12 protein-coding genes and 1 tRNA gene are annotated in these 17,804 nt (G+C 55.8%); 3 read left to right on the plus strand and 10 right to left on the minus strand.

From position 1 onward, the window contains the following. Nucleotides 1-14 precede the first annotated feature (14 nt). A complete protein-coding gene (locus N4A58_RS01190) occupies nucleotides 15-1,211 on the plus strand; it encodes a polysaccharide biosynthesis/export family protein (protein WP_293707143.1) in 1,197 nt (398 codons plus the stop codon). 66 nt (nucleotides 1,212-1,277) lie between these two features. Here N4A58_RS01190 and N4A58_RS01195 read toward each other — a convergent pair whose 3' ends face one another. The 8 genes from N4A58_RS01195 to N4A58_RS01230 form a co-directional block, all read right to left on the minus strand. Next, nucleotides 1,278-2,120, minus strand: a complete 843-nt coding sequence (locus N4A58_RS01195; RefSeq protein WP_072706397.1) for a sulfotransferase — start codon at nucleotides 2,118-2,120, stop codon at nucleotides 1,278-1,280. A 9-nt stretch (nucleotides 2,121-2,129) separates the two neighbouring features. Further along, nucleotides 2,130-3,182: an acyltransferase gene (locus N4A58_RS01200; RefSeq protein WP_293707144.1), complete on the minus strand. Its 1,053-nt coding sequence runs from the start codon at nucleotides 3,180-3,182 to the stop codon at nucleotides 2,130-2,132. 1 nt (nucleotide 3,183) lies between these two features. After that, on the minus strand, nucleotides 3,184-4,071 hold the full coding sequence (locus N4A58_RS01205; protein WP_293707145.1) for a glycosyltransferase family 2 protein: 888 nt from the start codon (nucleotides 4,069-4,071) through the stop codon (nucleotides 3,184-3,186). Continuing rightward, entirely contained in the window at nucleotides 4,068-5,093 is a 1,026-nt protein-coding gene (locus N4A58_RS01210; RefSeq protein WP_293707147.1) for a glycosyltransferase family 2 protein, read from the minus strand. Before N4A58_RS01210 ends, N4A58_RS01205 begins: the two co-directional genes overlap by 4 nt. Further along, nucleotides 5,090-6,268 carry a glycosyltransferase gene (locus tag N4A58_RS01215; protein WP_293707149.1) on the minus strand — a complete coding sequence of 393 codons (1,179 nt, stop codon included), beginning with the start codon at nucleotides 6,266-6,268 and terminating at the stop codon, nucleotides 5,090-5,092. Before N4A58_RS01215 ends, N4A58_RS01210 begins: the two co-directional genes overlap by 4 nt. Continuing rightward, entirely contained in the window at nucleotides 6,258-7,307 is a 1,050-nt protein-coding gene (locus N4A58_RS01220; RefSeq protein ID WP_293707150.1) for an acyltransferase, read from the minus strand. The genes N4A58_RS01215 and N4A58_RS01220 overlap by 11 nt, the downstream gene beginning before the upstream one ends. Before the next feature lie 56 nt (nucleotides 7,308-7,363). Then, the gene (locus N4A58_RS01225) at nucleotides 7,364-9,622 is read right to left on the minus strand and encodes a Wzz/FepE/Etk N-terminal domain-containing protein (protein ID WP_293707153.1); all 2,259 of its coding nucleotides are present in this window, start codon (nucleotides 9,620-9,622) and stop codon (nucleotides 7,364-7,366) included. Between the two features lie 262 nt (nucleotides 9,623-9,884). After that, nucleotides 9,885-11,210: an MATE family efflux transporter gene (locus tag N4A58_RS01230; protein WP_293707155.1), complete on the minus strand. Its 1,326-nt coding sequence runs from the start codon at nucleotides 11,208-11,210 to the stop codon at nucleotides 9,885-9,887. A gap of 356 nt (nucleotides 11,211-11,566) precedes the next feature. Here N4A58_RS01230 and N4A58_RS01235 point away from each other — a divergent pair, with 356 nt between their 5' ends. Beyond that, on the plus strand, nucleotides 11,567-13,402 hold the full coding sequence (locus N4A58_RS01235; RefSeq protein WP_293707157.1) for a glycoside hydrolase family 16 protein: 1,836 nt from the start codon (nucleotides 11,567-11,569) through the stop codon (nucleotides 13,400-13,402). 53 nt (nucleotides 13,403-13,455) lie between these two features. Continuing rightward, the gene (locus tag N4A58_RS01240) at nucleotides 13,456-14,328 is read left to right on the plus strand and encodes a sulfotransferase (RefSeq protein ID WP_293707159.1); all 873 of its coding nucleotides are present in this window, start codon (nucleotides 13,456-13,458) and stop codon (nucleotides 14,326-14,328) included. A gap of 49 nt (nucleotides 14,329-14,377) precedes the next feature. Here the strand turns inward: N4A58_RS01240 and N4A58_RS01245 are convergent, their stop codons facing one another. Together N4A58_RS01245 and N4A58_RS01250 are read right to left on the minus strand one after the other, a co-directional pair. Continuing rightward, a complete protein-coding gene (locus N4A58_RS01245; RefSeq protein ID WP_293707161.1) occupies nucleotides 14,378-17,278 on the minus strand; it encodes a family 16 glycosylhydrolase in 2,901 nt (966 codons plus the stop codon). 420 nt (nucleotides 17,279-17,698) lie between these two features. Beyond that, nucleotides 17,699-17,788 (minus strand) — tRNA-Ser (locus N4A58_RS01250). Between the last annotated feature and the right edge of the window lie 16 nt (nucleotides 17,789-17,804).

The following is a 17,804-nucleotide window of genomic DNA, read 5'->3' on the forward strand; positions in this document are numbered from 1 at the left end:
GGAGGCATCAAATCATGCGCTTTTTCATGCTCACATCGGCTCTTGTTGCCATCTCTTTCGGTGCTAGCGCGCAAGCAGAGCCCTACAGGTTGGCCATCGGTGATCAACTCTCTTTGCAATACGATCTGATCGAGAGCCCCCGCACCTCAACCATCGACCTAGACGGCAACCTGCGTCTACCAGAGCTCGGGAGCATTCCTGCCCAGGGCTGGACGCTCGATGAAATGGAGCAGGAAATTTCAGGTCAAATGCTGGATGCAGGGTTCAGCGGCATCCCGACAGTGTCGGTCGAGATCATAGAGTACGCTCCCGTGATCATCGCGGGTCTGGCAGAAAAAGGCGGCGCGTATGATTTCGTGCCCGGTATGACGGTCGGGGTCGCGCTCGCGATGGCGGGCGGTAGCGATACACTGCATCGGAGTGGCGACGGACTCGAGGTCGCCTCAATGGCGGCGCGGCGCAGGTCGATGGAGCATGCGGACCAGATCGCTGCGAACATCCTGCTGATGGCACGGCTGAACGCCTTTCTTTCAGAAGATGACCAGCCTGCGACCCTGACGAACGAAATGCGCGACGCCATCCCGAACCTTACAGACGCGGACATCGAGCAGCGGCTCGAAGGAGAAAACATCATTCTGACCAGCAAACGGCAAAGCGATGCCGCGTTGCTGCAGTCATGGGAACAAGAGATCGCAGAGGGTGGCAAGCAGATCGAGCTCTTGGATCAGCGCATCGCCCTCAAGGGAGAGATCATCGCGCAACTGACCAGTGAATTGGACAACACCAACGCGCTTCAGCAGAAAGGACTGAGTACCAATTCCCGCGCGCTCGAAGCATGGCGCCGGCTGGCTGAAGAACGCGAAGATCTGCTCGCGCTCGAGAATGCGAAATTGACGGCGCGGCGCGCGATCGGGATGGCAGAGCGGACGCGGCTGAACCATCTGTCGGAGCAGCGCCAGACCGCTTTGGTCCAACTGCAAAACGCCAAAAGCCGTTTGGCGAGTGCGCAGCAGAACTACCTGCTTTCGTTGAACGAAATCGCACTTCTGACTGGCGGCCTTGATAGCTTGTCGAACGTCACGGGTGGTGCGAGCATTGTGTTCGAAATCCTGGGGCCGCGCGCCGAGAGTTTTGCGGCGCAGGTCGTCACGATCAACACCGAACTCATGCCTGGCGATATCCTGGTGGTGTCTGCGGACCTTGCGGGCTGAAACGAAAAAACCGGCGCGATCAGGCGCCGGCTCATCAGAGTTTCAAGACCATCTTCAGATGTCAGGTTAAACAGACCAATTCGCGAATTGGTGCCCTGTCATCGCACGAAACCGTGCGGTTTCCGCGGAAAGTTCGCTCTTCATCGTTGCCAACAAATCCGCAGGGAATTCGGGCGCGCGACGCTCTTTGCCACGTGCGAGCAGACCGCGCACTTTGTCCCTTGCATTACGCGGAACCATCGCGGCCATCCGCTGCCCGCTGCGTGTCTGGGCAAAGCGGAGGATCGGCGCGGGAATGCGCGACAGCTCCACGCTATCGTTTTGCTTGCCTTTGCGGAAAATAGCATGACGCGCGATCCCGATGTGGTCGGTGATTTGATCCATGCACTTTTGCGGTGTCGTCGCCAAGTCATCGAAATCCAGAACCAGAATAGATTCTTTGGGATATACAGCGAGATAGGCATCCATTTGCGAGGCATATTTGCTCGCGTCCATGATGTGCTCGTATTCGTGGCTCCCGTAAAAGGTCTGAATTTCCGGATTGAGTGTGCCTTGAATAAAGCTGTGCTTGAACTGGGACACCGCACGCAACACCGGATCGCGAACGATGTAGATGAGCTTCAGTTCGGGACACAGCGCATGCATGCGCTCTGCGACGCCGGGAAAGTCGCGCTGCTTGGTGTAGTTCGGGCTCGCCTCTCCGCGCACCTTCTTATCAGAGGAGAACTGGCTGGAATACCAATCCATCCCGAGTTCCCAATTCTTCTCCGCGACAAAGAAGTCTGTTTCCTTTTCTCGGGACATCTCGATGTCGGGATGTTCGGCCAGATAGCGATAGAGGCTGGTCGTCCCCGACTTCATGGCACCAATGATAATAAAATGAGGCAGTCTTTTGAGTGTGTTGGACATAAGAGACTCTTAAATCTGAGCTTTTACAATAGGAGAGGCACGCCGCTTGAAATACGAAAGCAAAGGCTTTTCGACGGCCCTGTGAACAAAGACCCCCACCACACTCACCAGGAGGAGAATGAGTCCGAGCATCGCCAAAGGATGCAAGATGTGGTGGAGGCCTGATCGCGCGATAAACACCGCAGCGATGGTCATGGTTGGCATGTGAACGAGGTAGATCGCGTAGGACGCATCCCCCAGCAGGGTCAGCCAGCGCGGTGCGGGCAGAACGCCGTTCGCGAGGCCGATAATGATAAATGCCGAAGCCACACCATAGGGGATCGGCATCCATGCTTCGGGAAGCGGCGCGTCGTTGAGGCTTTCGAAAGCTCCGAGACTGACAAAGGCGAGCGCCCCTCCCCAGAAGCAGATGCGGGCCATGCTCTGTGGCACGCGGCGGACAACCGCGCCAACGGCAACACCGAATAAAAACAATAGGTTGTGCGATTTAAAGAAAAAGCCCACGGGATACGCGGTATCGACACCAGAGACCAGCACAGCAAGGCAACCACAGACCCAAACCGCACTCAACGCAATGCCAAGGCGGAGGTTGATCAGGAGAGTAGCAAAGATCAGATAGAACAGCATCTCGTGCTGCAGGGTCCACGCCACCCGCATAATCGGACCGTTGTCCGGCTGTGGAAACAGCAGATATGAAGCCAAGATCGCGATCGGATCCTGCGCATGCTGCGGCCCGCTGCCAGGTGACAGAACATAGAGAAGCAGTAAGACCGTAAGAATGATCCAGTAGATTGGGTAAATACGCAAAATGCGCTTTGACAGGAAAGTGCCCACTTTGTCCGGATGTCCAAGGTCACGGCCATGGACAAACATCATGATAAATCCAGACAAAACAAAGAAGAACTCGACCCCTGCATAGCCAAAGCCGAATATCGCGCCAGCGCCTTGGCCATCATAGAACTTGGCGGGCAAGAGAAAGACGTTGGCGTGGAACACAGCGACCATAAGCGCCGCCACTGCGCGCCCGCATTGCAATCCGTCAAGCTTGGTTGTTGGCTGCATCCTACCCTCCGTATAACTCTGGTTGACGCACCCCCAAACACCCCGCGCAAACGCCCGCGTGCATGGTCGCGCGCATCATCCAGAACGCTTTTTTGACTGGGTTACGCAGATTTTGCACCGTGCGGAGATAGCAGTAAGCCGACTTCACCGCCGCTAAGCTGAAGAGTTGTGCCCGACGCATCGGCGACTGCGCAGAGGCCGCGTAGCTCTGCCCCATGCGGAAACGGCGACTGAGGAGCCAATGCAACGAGAGGCGCGCTGGCGGTACGTCTTCGCGGACAATGGCATCTGTGGCAATCGCGTAGACTGCCCCCATACGCCAAAGTCGGAAAAAGAACTCGGTATCCTCACCGCCGGACTTGCCCCGCGTGATGTCAAAGCGCTGCGATTGCCAAGGGGTGCCGCGCCAACGCAGCAGGCCGTTGCAGGTGTGGCCAGTTTGAACAATCCCATCACGCGGCGCTGCGAACTGCGAATGAAAGTCGCCCTCGCGGATCCATGCGGGCGCATCTTTGCCATAGTTGGCATAACTCGGACCAAAGACGCCATCTGCTCCAGTCTCGACCTGCCGAGCGATGAGATTGGTCAGCCAATCGGGATCAACCACCTCGTCGTCGTCCAGAAATGCAATCCAGTCCGCACTTGCGCGGTCCAGCGCTGCGTTGCGCGCGATCGAGATATTCGCACCCGCCACGTGATGGTAAGAGATCGGCAAATGAGACGCTTTTGCCGCCTCGGCAACGCGCTCTGATGCGCTGGGTGTCACATCGTTATCAATGACGATAGTGTTCACGGCCGCACCGTCTGGGATCGTTGCCGCCCCAACCGAAAGCAGCGTGTCGCGGATATGAGCGCGTCGGTAGGTACAGATGCAAACGTCGATCTTCATACCCAGCGCCTCACGTTCCGCAACATGTAGACAAGGAACCCCGCCCCCCAGCATTGGTGCATAATGAACAGCGCTGGCGCCGCCATCAGGGCGCATTTACAGCGATGCTTTGCCGCCAGAAACAACGCTGTTCCAGCGAGGATCAGCACGTATGAAACAGGCAAAAGGATGAGCATAGGGAACGTCGTCGCGAGAAGAATGCTGAACAAATTCACCAGCAAAATTACCGGCGGCATCATCTGGCGCAGACGCGGCTGAATTTTGTGATGAAGGATCGTCTGCGCCCTGCCCGTGCCGTAGTTCCAATATTGCTTGGCAAGTTTCATCGCCGTAGCCCGCATGATGTAGTCAAGGCGGATCGTGGCATCGAGCCAGATCTTCCCGCCGATCATTCCCAGCCGATAGTCGAGCTCCGCGTCCTCGTTCGCAATGAAGGTGGTGTCATACCCACCGGTCTGGCGCCAGAAGTCCAAACGAAACCCTGCATGATGTCCGTGATCGACATAGCCAGACTTATGCCCGCCCCTGTGGCTGGAGCCGCCAGTCCCCAGTATCGTCTCCATGGCCCATGCGGAACCACGCTGAAAGCAATTGTCGCCGACAGAATCCATGACGGTCGCGACCGCGGCGGCATCATGAACCATCAACGCCTTAGCGACGCGCAAGACATAGCCGCGCGGGTACTTGGCATGGGCATCGACCCGGACAAGGTACTCGTGATGCGCTTCGGCGCATGTTTCGACCACCCGATTTATTGCTGCGGCTTGGATTCTGTCGGGGTTATGGATGAGTTCTAGATTGGGGTAACGCTCGGCCAATCGGCTCACGATTTCGCAGGTGCGGTCTGTGCTCCCCCCGTCCGCGACCACGATCTTAACACCCAGCATGGCGACATCGTTATCCAATAGCTCTTGCAAGGTGTTCGCGATATGCGCCTCTTCGTTAAAAGTGGGGATAGCGACCAAAACCGAACGCGGATCAAGCGCGTTCGCCGTGTAAAAGGACTGGCTTAAGGCGTTCATGAGATTGATCCTTTTTTCTGGCTGCACAGTTGCCTCACAACGGTTTCAATCTCTTCGTAGGATTGGACAAAATCGGTTTCGGGACGATCGAGCAGCGCTTGGCCCTTGGCCTGAATTGCTGAAGGCGAAAGGGTGCTGAGGAGTTCCGCCAAGGCTCTGCCGTCACCCGATGGGATCACCCAGCCCAAGTCATCAGCCTCGATCCGGCGCCCAGTTTCGGTGTCAGCCAGAGCGATGCTGGGGCACCCTGCCCAACTAGCTTCGTAAATCCGGTTGGGGAGGAGCCAGTCAGAGTTATTCCCCCGCTGCCACAGATCCTGCGCCCACACGATATCGCAGTCCTCGTAGACGCGGGTCAGATCATCGGGATACGCGTAACCGCCACGAAACGTCATCGAGGGGCGCGCCGCGACGACATCATCAAAATCCGGAAGCGCATGGCGATGGACGACACCGTGAATCCGGATTTCGACCTTGGGTCCAAGCCTGTCCGCGAGGTCGGCCAAGATATGCAAGCTTGGCGCACAGCGAATAGTGCCGACCCACCCGATCCGGAGCGGCCGATCCACCAATGGTCGCTGCGTCGGCCGCGCGGGCAAATGGCACCCAGCCGCCAGCTTGTTTTCCCACAGCGCCGTTGGACCAACATACTTCTGGATCGGCGCAAAATATTCTCTGACAAAGCCCGGAGACGACACCACCAGCAACTGAACGTGGCGCAGCAGAAACCGTTCGGCTGCACGCATGAGCCGGCTCTTTAGATCGTTTCTGCAAAGCGCCCCATTGATATCCAGACATTCGTAGACAATGGGCGTACGCGCAGCCCCAGAAATCACACGCGCGGCGCAGGCAATCGCCAGCATGTCCAGATTGCGCGCAATGATCATATCCGCCGTCGCGAGGCTCTTGCGGTATCGCCGCATCTTCCAGATGGATTTCGCAACAACTGCTACACGCTTTTTTAGGTTCTCGTTCTCGGTCATAAACAGGTGCGTGTTCGGCCAATCGGGCTCGAACGCCTTGTTCATGTTCTCTCGCCGCATGGTAAAGCTGTGCACTTGGTGACCCAGCGCAGCCAGCGCTCTGATCCGGCGAATTTGCGAGATTTCAGCCACATCAAAGCCAAAGACTTCTATTCGCTTGGGGGCTTGGAGTGTGGGGCTATCACTTCTCATAGGCTTGCTTTCCTTTAGAGAATGAGACGAGTTTTCCGAGAGAACGCTGCATCGGCGTTTCAACGCGCCCGAATATCCAGACGCCGATGACGCAGGTCATGGCGAGATACACAGCGATGAACACGAAACCGCTTTGTGACCCATGAAACGCCGGCAGCATGGACCAGACACGTTCTGCGGGGACCAATAAAATCACGTGGAAGAGGTAGATGGCGTAGCTCGCGTCGCCAAGCTGCTCTAGGCGCGGCATGGCGGGGATCGCCGCACCAAGCCCTACCACGCCAGACAAGACCAGCGCCGCAGGAATGCCAAAGAACAAAGCTCTGCTCCAGTGGTCACTCTCAGCAACGCCGGGCCCGTAGATCGCGAACAAGGACACGCCAAGTCCAATCATCAGCACATTGCGCAGCGGTCCGCCCTGAGCACGGAACCAAAGTTCTGCCACCAGACACCCAGCCGCAAACTCCAGTAGCATCGGGCTAGTGTACGCTTGCGCTAAAGCCGAACTCGGGAACGTCACCACCCCCAAGGACGCAAGACCCATCATCACAGAAACGATCCCGAGGAGCCTCTGACGTTCTGGCAGAATAAGCATCGAAGCGAAGACCAGATAAAAGAACATCTCATAGTTCAGCGTCCAACCGGGAATGAGCACAGGCCAAATCCGCTCGGGAAATGTTGGGTTAAAATGCGGTATGAACGTTAGGGATTGGATCACGTGCTCTGGCGTGATCGAAATCCATCCAGCGCCAGTCGCTTGGACCATCAAAAGCCAAAGCAACGTTGCCCCCCAGTACATCGGTGCGATCCGAAGGACGCGGCGCATCAGGAACGTGGCAGGATCTTGCTGTGAGCCTTTGCCAATGAACCAAATGATGAAACCGCTGATCACAAAAAACAAATCCACGCCCGCGTGCCCCAGCTGGAAAAGTGGAAGCGCCGCCTCAGGCAGCTGATCCTCGACCCGCTTGCTGGCATGAAGGCCCACGACCGCCAGCGCCGCCAATGCGCGCAAATATTGAATGGAATGAAGTTTCATCATCGTCTCAATCGGTTCAAAATCGGCGTGTCGGGTCTCTGGGCCCCATGAACGGTTCAGAGGTAGTAGCTTTCGTGGCGGCTGGTGGCGTCGTAGGCCTTGAGGCGCACTTGGGTGAACACGATGCCCAGTATCTTGGACTTGGCATCGCCTGCCTTGCGGAGGGCGGACTTCACTTCTGGACGCTGTGTGCCCCCCCATTTGACGACGAAGACGAGGCTCGAGCACAGACCAGACAGGAATGTCGTCTCTGCAACCCCGTGGAACGGGGGCAAGTCCGCGACCACGTAGTCGTACTTGGTCTGCAGGTGCGCCAATGCTTCGGCCAGAGCATCGCTATGCTGCGGGCCAAGGCTGGAAATCTGGTCGAAATTGCCAATCAGGGTCAGGCTCGGGGTGTCAGGAACCGGCTCGAGCCGCGCAGCCGTCTGCTCTGCGTTTTGTAACAACATGGACAGGCTGTTCGTTTCCGGCACGGCAGGATTCAGCAAATGCGTTGCCTCGGACGACATGACGTCCAGATCCACAAAAACAGTGCGCTCGCCTTGGCTTGCTAGATAGGTCGCAAGGTTCAGCGCAGTGCTGGTCTTGCCCTCGTTTTTGACAGACGACGTGACACCAACAACCATCCCTTGCCGCGTCTGAGACGATTTGCGCCGCAGCATCGTCAGGTTGAAGTGGATCGCCCGCATGGTTTGCGCGAAAATCGACGTTGGATGGGACGCAGCAAAGTCAAACCACATGGCACTGCGGTCCATCTGCGACAGAGCGCCACCACGCGACCGCAATGCTTTCCACTTGGTCGACAGCGCATTCCGGCGGAAGCTACGATCAGAGCCGAACCGCGGCGAAATGCCAAGGAAGTCGAGCCCCAACTCCTGAGAGATATCTTGTTTGTTGCGGTAGCTGTTGTCCCAAGCCTCAAGCACAACGATCAAACCGACAGCCAGAACCAAGCCACTAAAGATTGCGATTGCGACGATCTGCTTGGACCTGGGGGCCGACTTGCTGTCCGGCGGCACGGCCCACGCAATCACCCGTGCCGAAGTCGCGTCAAAGCTAACCAACTGCGAGGCGCTGTTGTATTGCTCGAGCAGGCGCTCATAGAGTTCGCGCTTGGCGTTCGCTTCGCGCTCGAGGCCGCGCAATTCCACGGTCTTTTGCGAGTCATCCCCGTAGTCAGCACTCAGCCCTTCGATCAGGGTTTCGGTCGCAGCGATCTGGCGGTGCAAGGACGCACTTCTCGCTTCGAGCCGTTCTTTCACTTGGCCGTATTCTTCTAGGATCAGCGTTTCTTGCTGCTCAATCCGGTTGCGCAAGTTGATCGCTGCCGCAGACTCTTCGTCGCGGTTCAGCAGAACGATCCGCTCCTGCTGCAGCAATTCCACGTAGATCGCTTCGAATTCCTCGAGCGCTTTGGTGCGGTCTTCGGGCTGGACTTGGACAGCGTCCAACTGCCCTGCAGCGGTCTGTTCGCCAAGTTGTTCGATCTGGACGTCAAGCGCCAGCGCCTGTGTGCTCAGGCGGACCTGCTCGTCAATCGCAGCATTTAGCGCAACCTCGATCGGCAGAAGCGATCCTTCGGGGCTCAGCAAATTGTTCTCTTGGCGGAAGACGGAGACTGCATTTTCCGCCTCCTCCACGTCTTTGCCAAGTTCTTCGATACGGCCAGCCAGCCACTGCTGGTTCCGCTCAACCCCCGCGATGTTCTGCTCGCGCGATAACTCAAGGTATTCGGTGATCAGCGTATTCACCGCCAAAGGCGCAAATTCCAGATCTGGAGAGGTATAGGAAATGTCGATGATATAGCTGTCGCCTGATCGGCGAATCTCAAGGCCGCGCACAAACTCGGTCCTCAGCACTTCGAGTTCGCGCTGGCGGACCAGCTCATCAGACAATCCCTCTGGATCCGCGTCTGCTTCGGAACCGCGCAGGCCCGCCATCAGACCCTTGACCAGATCCATCAAACCAAGACCAGAGCTTTCCTCGCTGTCTTCTTCAACCTCTTCTAGGCCGAGCGCACTGACCACACGGGCAGTGACTTCGCGCGAACCCAGGATGCGAAGCTCGGAATCCACAGTCAGTCCGTCAGAGGTCAGAAGCCCCGGCGCCAAACCTTCGTTTTGGCCAGGGTTCAGCCCGGTTCGTGGGTCAATAAGGATCGACGCATTCGCCGTGTACTGCGGCGTTGCACGCGCCACGTAGATCACAGCCAAAGCAGCCGCAATGAAAACGAATACCGCAATCAGGTGCCATCTACGGAACAGCTTTTGCTGCATATTCCGAAGCACGTCGCCTAGATCAACTTCGGGCATGAAACGATCTCGCTCCGTCATATCAAAGCGCACGGCACTCTCTCCACGAAATAGGGACACAAATAAATTGTGTAATTAATTATTACGAAATTTATTTCAGAGGCACTTAACCATCCGATTCCCAATCAATGTACCTAAATGATATTTGTAGGCAATTGAATAAATGCAGTTGGAATTGCAAATTGATCAATACAGCCCCGAAGAACGACCAAATTCCATATTCAGAAGGTTAAATAAACGCAGGGAGTCGATTGATCGATTATTAACGCAAAACACTTAAAGCAGAAGTGTCGATCCCTGCGGATCGATTTGACATTAAACACAAAAGGTATTGTTGAATTGTGTAGGCTAGACTTGCACCAATGATTGCACCGATGGCACCACCGCCCCAGCCCCCCAAAAGTGTCGCCAAGAACAACAGTATTGCGCCAAAACCCGCAACCACGAAGACGTATCGCTGGTGCCCGCTTACATTCAGAACAATTTGCGCTGGCCCAAACAGGCCATCCGCAAGCGGGATCATCGCTGCGGCCAACAATGCCATGTGGGCCGCAAGGTATTCTTCCCCAAACAGTCCCAAAACCCAGTCACCGAGAACGATCACCCCTACGGCACCAGACACCAAAACGGCGAGCTTGAGCTTGGCAGAGGCGCCAACCAATTCGGTAACGCGCTGGGTCTTCTTGGCCTGCAGGGCTCTGGATAATTGCGGGCTCAAAGAGATGTCGACTGCCTTGATCGCAAAGTACAGCAGGCTCATGATCGACAGCGCGAGGGCAACTTGACCAACTTCCGTAGCGCTCAAAACAAGCCCCGCACTCGCGACAATCACGTGTTTCAGGTTGTCACGCAGCAAAAGCAAGGGTGCCATCGCCAAGCCGGTCTCGAGCCACTTGCGTTGATCGGCATAATTTGGAGCGGCACCTTGGGCGAACCCGAAGGTTTGACGAAGTAGGTAGGCCTGCATGCCCGCTGTCACAACAAAAGCAGCCAAGATAAGGCAGATCAATTGCAGCGCAGTTGGTTGCGCACCACTCAGCCAAACGATCCCAACAAGACAGAAAATTGTTGCCGGCCGTGCAAGCATAATCGGCAATCCGCCCCGCAAGACTTGGCCCAAAGCTGTTGCGTGACGACCGTACACGCGGGTCAGAGCAACGATTGGCGCGGCGATCAACGCGACCCCAAATATTTGCACGACCTCTTGAGACGCATCGAGGACATCTGCCCAACACAGCAGTGCGAAAGCAACAAGAGACAGACCACTGAATGCACCAATCAGCAGACGATTATAGTGAACAAAGCCAGTCGCAAGGCTTCGATTTCCAGCATCAATGTATCCAACAAGGAAACGAATAGATCCGGATTCAACATTCAGCGACAGAACAATAGACAAGAGCATCGCCCAAGAGAACCCGGCCATGACGATACCAAATTCCGCTGCGGGCACCAACCTTGCTATCAGAACGGTATATCCTAATGTCAGTGTATTGCCAAATACCCGCGCCCCAAGCAAAGACGCAGCTTTCTTAAATATCTCTCGAAATGGAGAACGGGGCGCAACGCCCGCCGAAGTATCCGCCTGCATGATGCAATCCACGATGCCGTATATTTGCCAATTAATAGCTTCTTAATGACAGAGCCTTTGCTATAATGCTAGTGAAATGGCAATAGTCCGCATTTATCAATATCGCGGCATAGTTGTATTTGCAATTTTCAATGTATCGATTTGGACGTCAGACAATGCATTTCGCCGTACATTTCCCGAAATATCTCCACCTTTGGGCGGCAATCATTTCGATAGGGGTAACGGGTACGCAAGGTCATTCGGGGCCAGACCTATCGAACACGATTCTTATTTTGGAAGAACGGTTTGAACAGGGGCTGAACCGATATGACGGCGTGAAAGGACTGTGGAGCACTCTACCCCGAAATGGGCGGCTCATGACCAACGCTGCCGAAGCGGTATTTCTGGATCATGGCGTTCTTGAGGGAGATGCCGATGACGCGCTGCCTGTTCTTCACGCGCCAACGAAGGACGGACTCCACCTTCGGTCTGCGCGTTTACCTGCCGTGACCCAAGAGGCTGTTCGTGATTACATGCACCGCACCGGCCAAGGAAAGCAAGCGGAGCGCGTGCGCTATGCGAGTGCCGAGATTACAACGTCGCAAACGTGGGCGCAGACATATGGGTATTTCGAGATTGTCGCACGGTTTCCACGGGGCAAAGGCCGATGGCCCGCTTTTTGGTTAACCCACGCTGGGCTTGGCTGGCCGCCAGAGATCGATGTCGTCGAAGCGTATGGCGCGGGTCTCGATCAGCCGACGCCCAAAGACAACACTTTCAATACCGCCGTGTTCTTTGATGCACGGGATCGGAACATGGAGGAGACCCACGAGGTCAACATCACGAACCCCTTTGCCGAGCAGCTGGAAAACGCCGTCCCTAAGTCAAAAGAGCGCGGCAACACGACTGTCTATAATTTCTGGCGGCTGGTTGATGCGCAAGGCGAGTTCAAAGCGAATATCTACGATGACTTTCATACTTATGCGGTCATGTGGTCGCCAGAGAGCATCGTCTTTTACTTCGGCAAGGACCGCGACAGTCTAAGGGAAGTTTACCGGACACCAACGCCCGATGACGTGCACGATCCCATGTTTTTGATCGCGAATGACCAGTTTACGGCGCGCGGGGGCTTCTGGTCCCCGCGCCCGAACGCGATTGACCGTGTTCTCGACCCTCAGAACGCTTTCGTAGTGCAAAGCGTCGTGGTGCGAGCTTTGAGTCCTGAAACCAAACTCTCTTTGGCAGACGGGGCCTCTGCTTTCGATCATCGTAGCACCGGAGTGTTTGACACGCAGGGGGACGATTATATCGCGCCAGGGGATGGCTTTGATGTGGTTCACCTAACTGGTGGGCGCGACCAGATTGGACTGACCCGGAGTCGCTTTAACAAGGTCATTTCGGGTTTTGGGCCAGATGATGTTGTGACGCTAGAGGGATATCCCTTTGCCTCCTCAGCGAGCGCCATGAAGCGTCTGACTCAGGTGGGTCCCGACGTTTGGCTGCCGACAGGTGCGGACCCTGGTGATCCTCATACCGTTATTTTCAAAGAGACGGCCGTAGAAGCATTCTCTCCTCATCAGTTTGACGTCAAATGGCCGGTGCCTTTGGACCATTGGCGGGTGAATGCCCTGAAACCCAGCGCAGCGCTCAGCGATACCGACGGCGATGGCGTATTAAACAGTGATGACCCAGAGGCGTGGTACACAGACGATGGCGCACCGGTTAGGATGGTCGGGACATCTGGCTCGGACCGCTATTTTGTCACGCACCCTGAAACCGTGATCGACGAACCCATAGACGGCGGCGTTGACGAAATCATCTCGCGCATCGACATGGTGGTCCCTGCGAACATTGAACGCGCGATCGCACAGGCCCAAGGCATCACGCTCACCGCGCGACCAGAAGGAAGCAGGCTCGAGACGACGGTAAAGAACGTCACGCTAGAAGGCAGCGTGGGAAATGACTTATTTGTCCTTCCTCAAGACCTAGCGAATGTGCGGGTCAGTATTGATCTGCCCAGCGCGCAAGATCAGCTGCGTGGCTTTGGTCCGAACCACAGCCTGTTGTTTTCGGACGCGCTCAACGCAACCCGAGCGGACTGGCGATTCCGCGACGTCCCAGAGGGGACGCAGATTATTTTTTCGGACGAGGACAGCCTGCTCGTTGAGGGGATCGGTCAGGAAGCGCTGCGTCAATTGATTGGGCTCAGTTAATGATGACCGACCACTACCCGACATTTAAAAACAAAGATTTTTTGGAGACACCGATGAACGATACACGGGCAACCTTCGTGGGGATCGGGGCGCAGAAATGCGCGTCGACCTGGCTATATGGTGTGCTGCAACAGAGCCCAGATGTGCAGGTGAGCGAAGACAAGGAGGTCGATTTCTTTAGCTATTATTTCGACCGCGGCTACGAGTGGTACGATCGTCATTTTGCGTGTGACAGTCCCAGCATCGCGCGCGGTGAAATCTCGCCTTCATATTTCATCCACCCAGATGCACCCGCACGGGCATATGCCTACAACCCTAAAATGACTGTCTTTGTCACTTTGCGGGATCCCGTCGCGCGGTGCTTTTCCAACCATTTGCATGAGGTCCGCAAAGGGCATGCCTCTGGCAAGAATACTGTCTTTGAAACTGCACTCGACAACAATCCGCTCTACCGCGATCAGGGTCGGTACGCGCATCACCTAAAGCGATGGTACGATGTCTTTCCCGCAGACCAGATCCACGTGATGTTTCAAGAAGACATCCATATCGACCGCGCCGCCATGGCGCGACAGGTCACGGATGCGTTGGGCCTGCGGCCCTTGGACGACTTCTTGGATCTGCGTGCGAACGAGAGCGTGCGCTACAAGAATGCCGCTGTTGGAGAGACCCTGTGGAAGTTCGGAAATTTCGCGCGAAAAAACGGCATGGGCCGGATTGTTGAAACGGCCAAAGCCGTACCTCCGATCAAACAACTCCGCGCGTCAAACCGCCAGTCGATCCGCGATGTGGTGGCGCCTATGACCGCGGACACAGAGCGCTATCTAACCGACTACTATGCCCGTGATGTCGAGAAGCTGGAGCGTTTGATCGGCCGCCAAACCCCGTGGCGCCGTTTTGCCGCCCTCGCAGACGTGACTACGGCGTAAACAGACGACTCTGCCCAGTAATGCACCGGGCAGAGTTTGATAAAGCACATCAGATGAGATAGGCCTCGGTTTGATCCGCAAGCATTTCAACCGTCAGATCACTGGCGACGAAGTCTGTGATCTTGGCCAGCCGCGTTGTTTCGCCATTGATATCGACTTCAAGGAAGATATTGCCGTTCTGATGCTCGAAGACGTCAAAGCTTAGGATGTCGCCAGCCGTCAGCCCGATAATATTGAAGCGATCTCCTTCGGACTGATCAAAGCCCTGAATGAAATCCAAATCATCCGTCTGCGTCACATCCAGAATGTACAAATCCGCACCTTCGCCTCCGGTCAGAACATCACGGCCCTCGCCGCCATACAGGGTGTCATCGCCTTTTTGACCGACGAGTTTGTCGTTACCATCGTCGCCATACAGTAGGTCATGACGCGTACCGCCACTGACAACGTCGTTCCCTGCGCCCCCCGACATGATATCGTTGCCGCCGCCGCCGACCAGCTTGTCGTCGCCCTCGCCGCCGTCAATCCAGTCGCGGTTGCCGTTGCCCTTGATCATGTCGTCTCCGGCACCGCCATTCATCGTGTCCCGAGCGCCGTTGCCGAGCAAGGTATCATTGCCCGCGCCACCATCCAGAAAATCGGCGTCTCGACTGGCCCTGAGAGTGTCTTTGCCAGCCCCGCCGTACAGTGAGTCGTAGCCAACACCGCCGGTCAGCGTGTCATTGCCGCCCTCACCATACATCCGGTCGCCATCTTCGAAGCCGCTGTCTGTCAGTACATCTGCGCCCTTCCAGCCGTAGAGCATATCTACGCCATCCCCGCCGTCAATCGTATCGTCGCCGTTCATACCTACCAGCGTATCATCTCCGCCTTCGCCAAGGATGGTGTCGTCATGAACCGAACCGGAGCTGACATTCGCCTCGTCGTCGCCGCGCAGATAGAGCGCGCCAGTCATGTCCCAAACAGTCCCATCTGCAAAGACCACTTGCTCGATATACGAACCAACATCGTGCCCCCCGAGTCCGGGTGTGACCTTGACCGAAAAATATTCAAGACCATCCGCACCATCGACCACGATATGCCAACGCGCCCAATCAATGTAGCTGCGGACATCATCTGGCCTTAGATCTGCAAAAACGATCTGGTCGAAACCTTCGCCCGCGGTCTCAATGATCAGCTCGGCCGATGGGCCATCCCCACCGTCACCCGCGCGCAGAATGTAGGTATCGTCCCCTGCGCCGCCAACCAGCGTATCCGCCCCTTGGCCCCCATCAAGGGTGTCGTCTCCAGATTCGCCAATTAGGTAATCCGCACCACCCAAAGCGACGATTTTGTCATGTCCTGCCAGTCCGTTAAATACCGTACCTTGATCGTTGCCGGTCAAGACATTTGCGTCTGCGGTGCCGACCAGAGTGCTCTGCCCGTCTACAGCAAGCGTCAAATCGGGCCCTCCTTCAGAAGCGCGCACGACGTCATCCCCATACAAATCAGTCTCGCCAAATTCGCTGGTATAAAGGATGCCATTCTCCAGATCGCCGTAAGCGCTCATGTCGGTATTGGCCGCTTGTTCTGCCAGCTCAGGAATGTCCCAAACTCTTACGTAATCAACGTCGAACGAGGCCCCATCTGGTGTCGTTTCGTCGGGGTCGCCGTCCCATCCGCCCAAAGCTAGGTTCAGGTGCAACGAATGAGGTTTGTGCATGCTCGCTGGCGTAGGTGTTTCGAGCATGACCTTTCCATCAAAGGTGTAGACCAGCTTTTCCGGTGTCCAGAGAACCCCATAGGTGTGAAACGACTCGCTGGTATCTGGGACAAGCCACGAATCCGCCATCGTGACCTTATCCCCCCAGAGTTCCCCGTGGGTCGCCGCACGATACACATTGGGCAAGCTCCCAAGCGCCTCTAGAACGTCAGACTCAGGCGGCCAAGTGTAGTCGGAGGGCACAAACCAGAAGGCTGGCCAAAGCCCTTGCCCCGCAGGCGTTTTGGCGCGGACCTCGAAATATCCGTAGGTTTGTTCAAAGGTTCCGTGGGTCTCCAGACTTCCTGAGAGCCACTCCTCCTCGATCTGATCCTGCAGGGCTTCGGGCGTCCGTGTCGCAGTGATCGACAGAACACCATCCTCGACGCTGAACGGGTTCACGTTGATCGGAGTGCCGTCGCTTGTGGTCGAGTCCGCATCGACATACTGCTGGAAGCGGTTCCCACGTGCGATCGCATTGGTCACTGGATGACCGTTCGCAGGTGTCGTCGTCCAAAGGCCACTGGTCAACGATGCCTCGCTATCAAAGTTATCCTCGAACACGATCTTTGCATTCTCGAAAAGCGCGGGATCCAGCGTTTCAACCAGAACGTCCGCTTCAGAGAAGTCGTCCGAAGTGACCCCTTCTAGCAGAACCGATTGCTCGGCAGAAAAGGTAAACAAAAGCCCGTCCATCGTGTCTGAGGCCAACGCCATCAAGTCCGAGAACTGATCTACCCCCATATCCCAGAAAGTGAGAATATCCTCACCTACTGCGAAATCCGTGATGATATCGTGCCCGTCTTCCAAAGAGAACGAGAACTGATCGCGCCCTTCGCCGCCCGTCATGGTATCATCGCCAGCATCACCAGCGATGGCTTGGTCGCCTGCCCCTGCAATGATGTTATTGTCGAGCGCGTTCCCTTGGATCGTGTACCAATTCGACGTCCGCTTGAATTCCAGAGCCTCGATATTGTCGGGCATCACTACATGATCATAGGCCCAGATGACATCATAGCCGCCGTTGAGCTCTTCGATGATTGTCGTATCGCCATTGTACAAACGATAGTGATCGTTTCCCGCGCCGCCGATCAGCGTTGTGCCTGCCACGTTATTAAAGATGAAATCATTCCCGCCAAGCGCATCTACAACGACGCCCTCTTCCTCTGCCCTGAGAGTGTCACGCTCGCTGGTTCCGGTAATCAGCATATCAATCCCGTTTCAGATGTTTTAATTTCTTTATTAAAAACAATAAAATGGCACTCTGACATCAAATCGAAGCGCAACCCTGAGCAGCCACGTATCTAAAGCTAGTCTGCACGAGTTCAGCCCTAGGGCATGATTTTTGATAAAACCTTGGAAAATTCAGGTTGCGTCAATCAAAATAAACAATTGAACTGATTCAACGATCCAATCAATTATTAGTATTAATTTGATATAAATAAAAATGAAAGGGCTTGATTGGACGTATTTGCAAAACCGTACGAAATTCGAATTGCAGAACAAATAATCCCATCAAAGTGCACAGCATACTGGCGGGGTGAGGACGTCATTGTTCAGGTGAAGCTCTACACTGACAGCGCAGAAGAACATGCACCCAACATAGCAAAGCTCAGAGGTAGGGAGGTGTGGCGGACAGTGAGGGATTCGAACCCTCGAGACGGTTCCCCGCCTACACACTTTCCAGGCGTGCGCCTTCGACCACTCGGCCAACTGTCCAGTGCGGACCCTTATA

Origin of the sequence: Donghicola sp., from assembly GCF_025210255.1 — a bacterium.
GTDB lineage: Bacteria > Pseudomonadota > Alphaproteobacteria > Rhodobacterales > Rhodobacteraceae > Donghicola > Donghicola eburneus.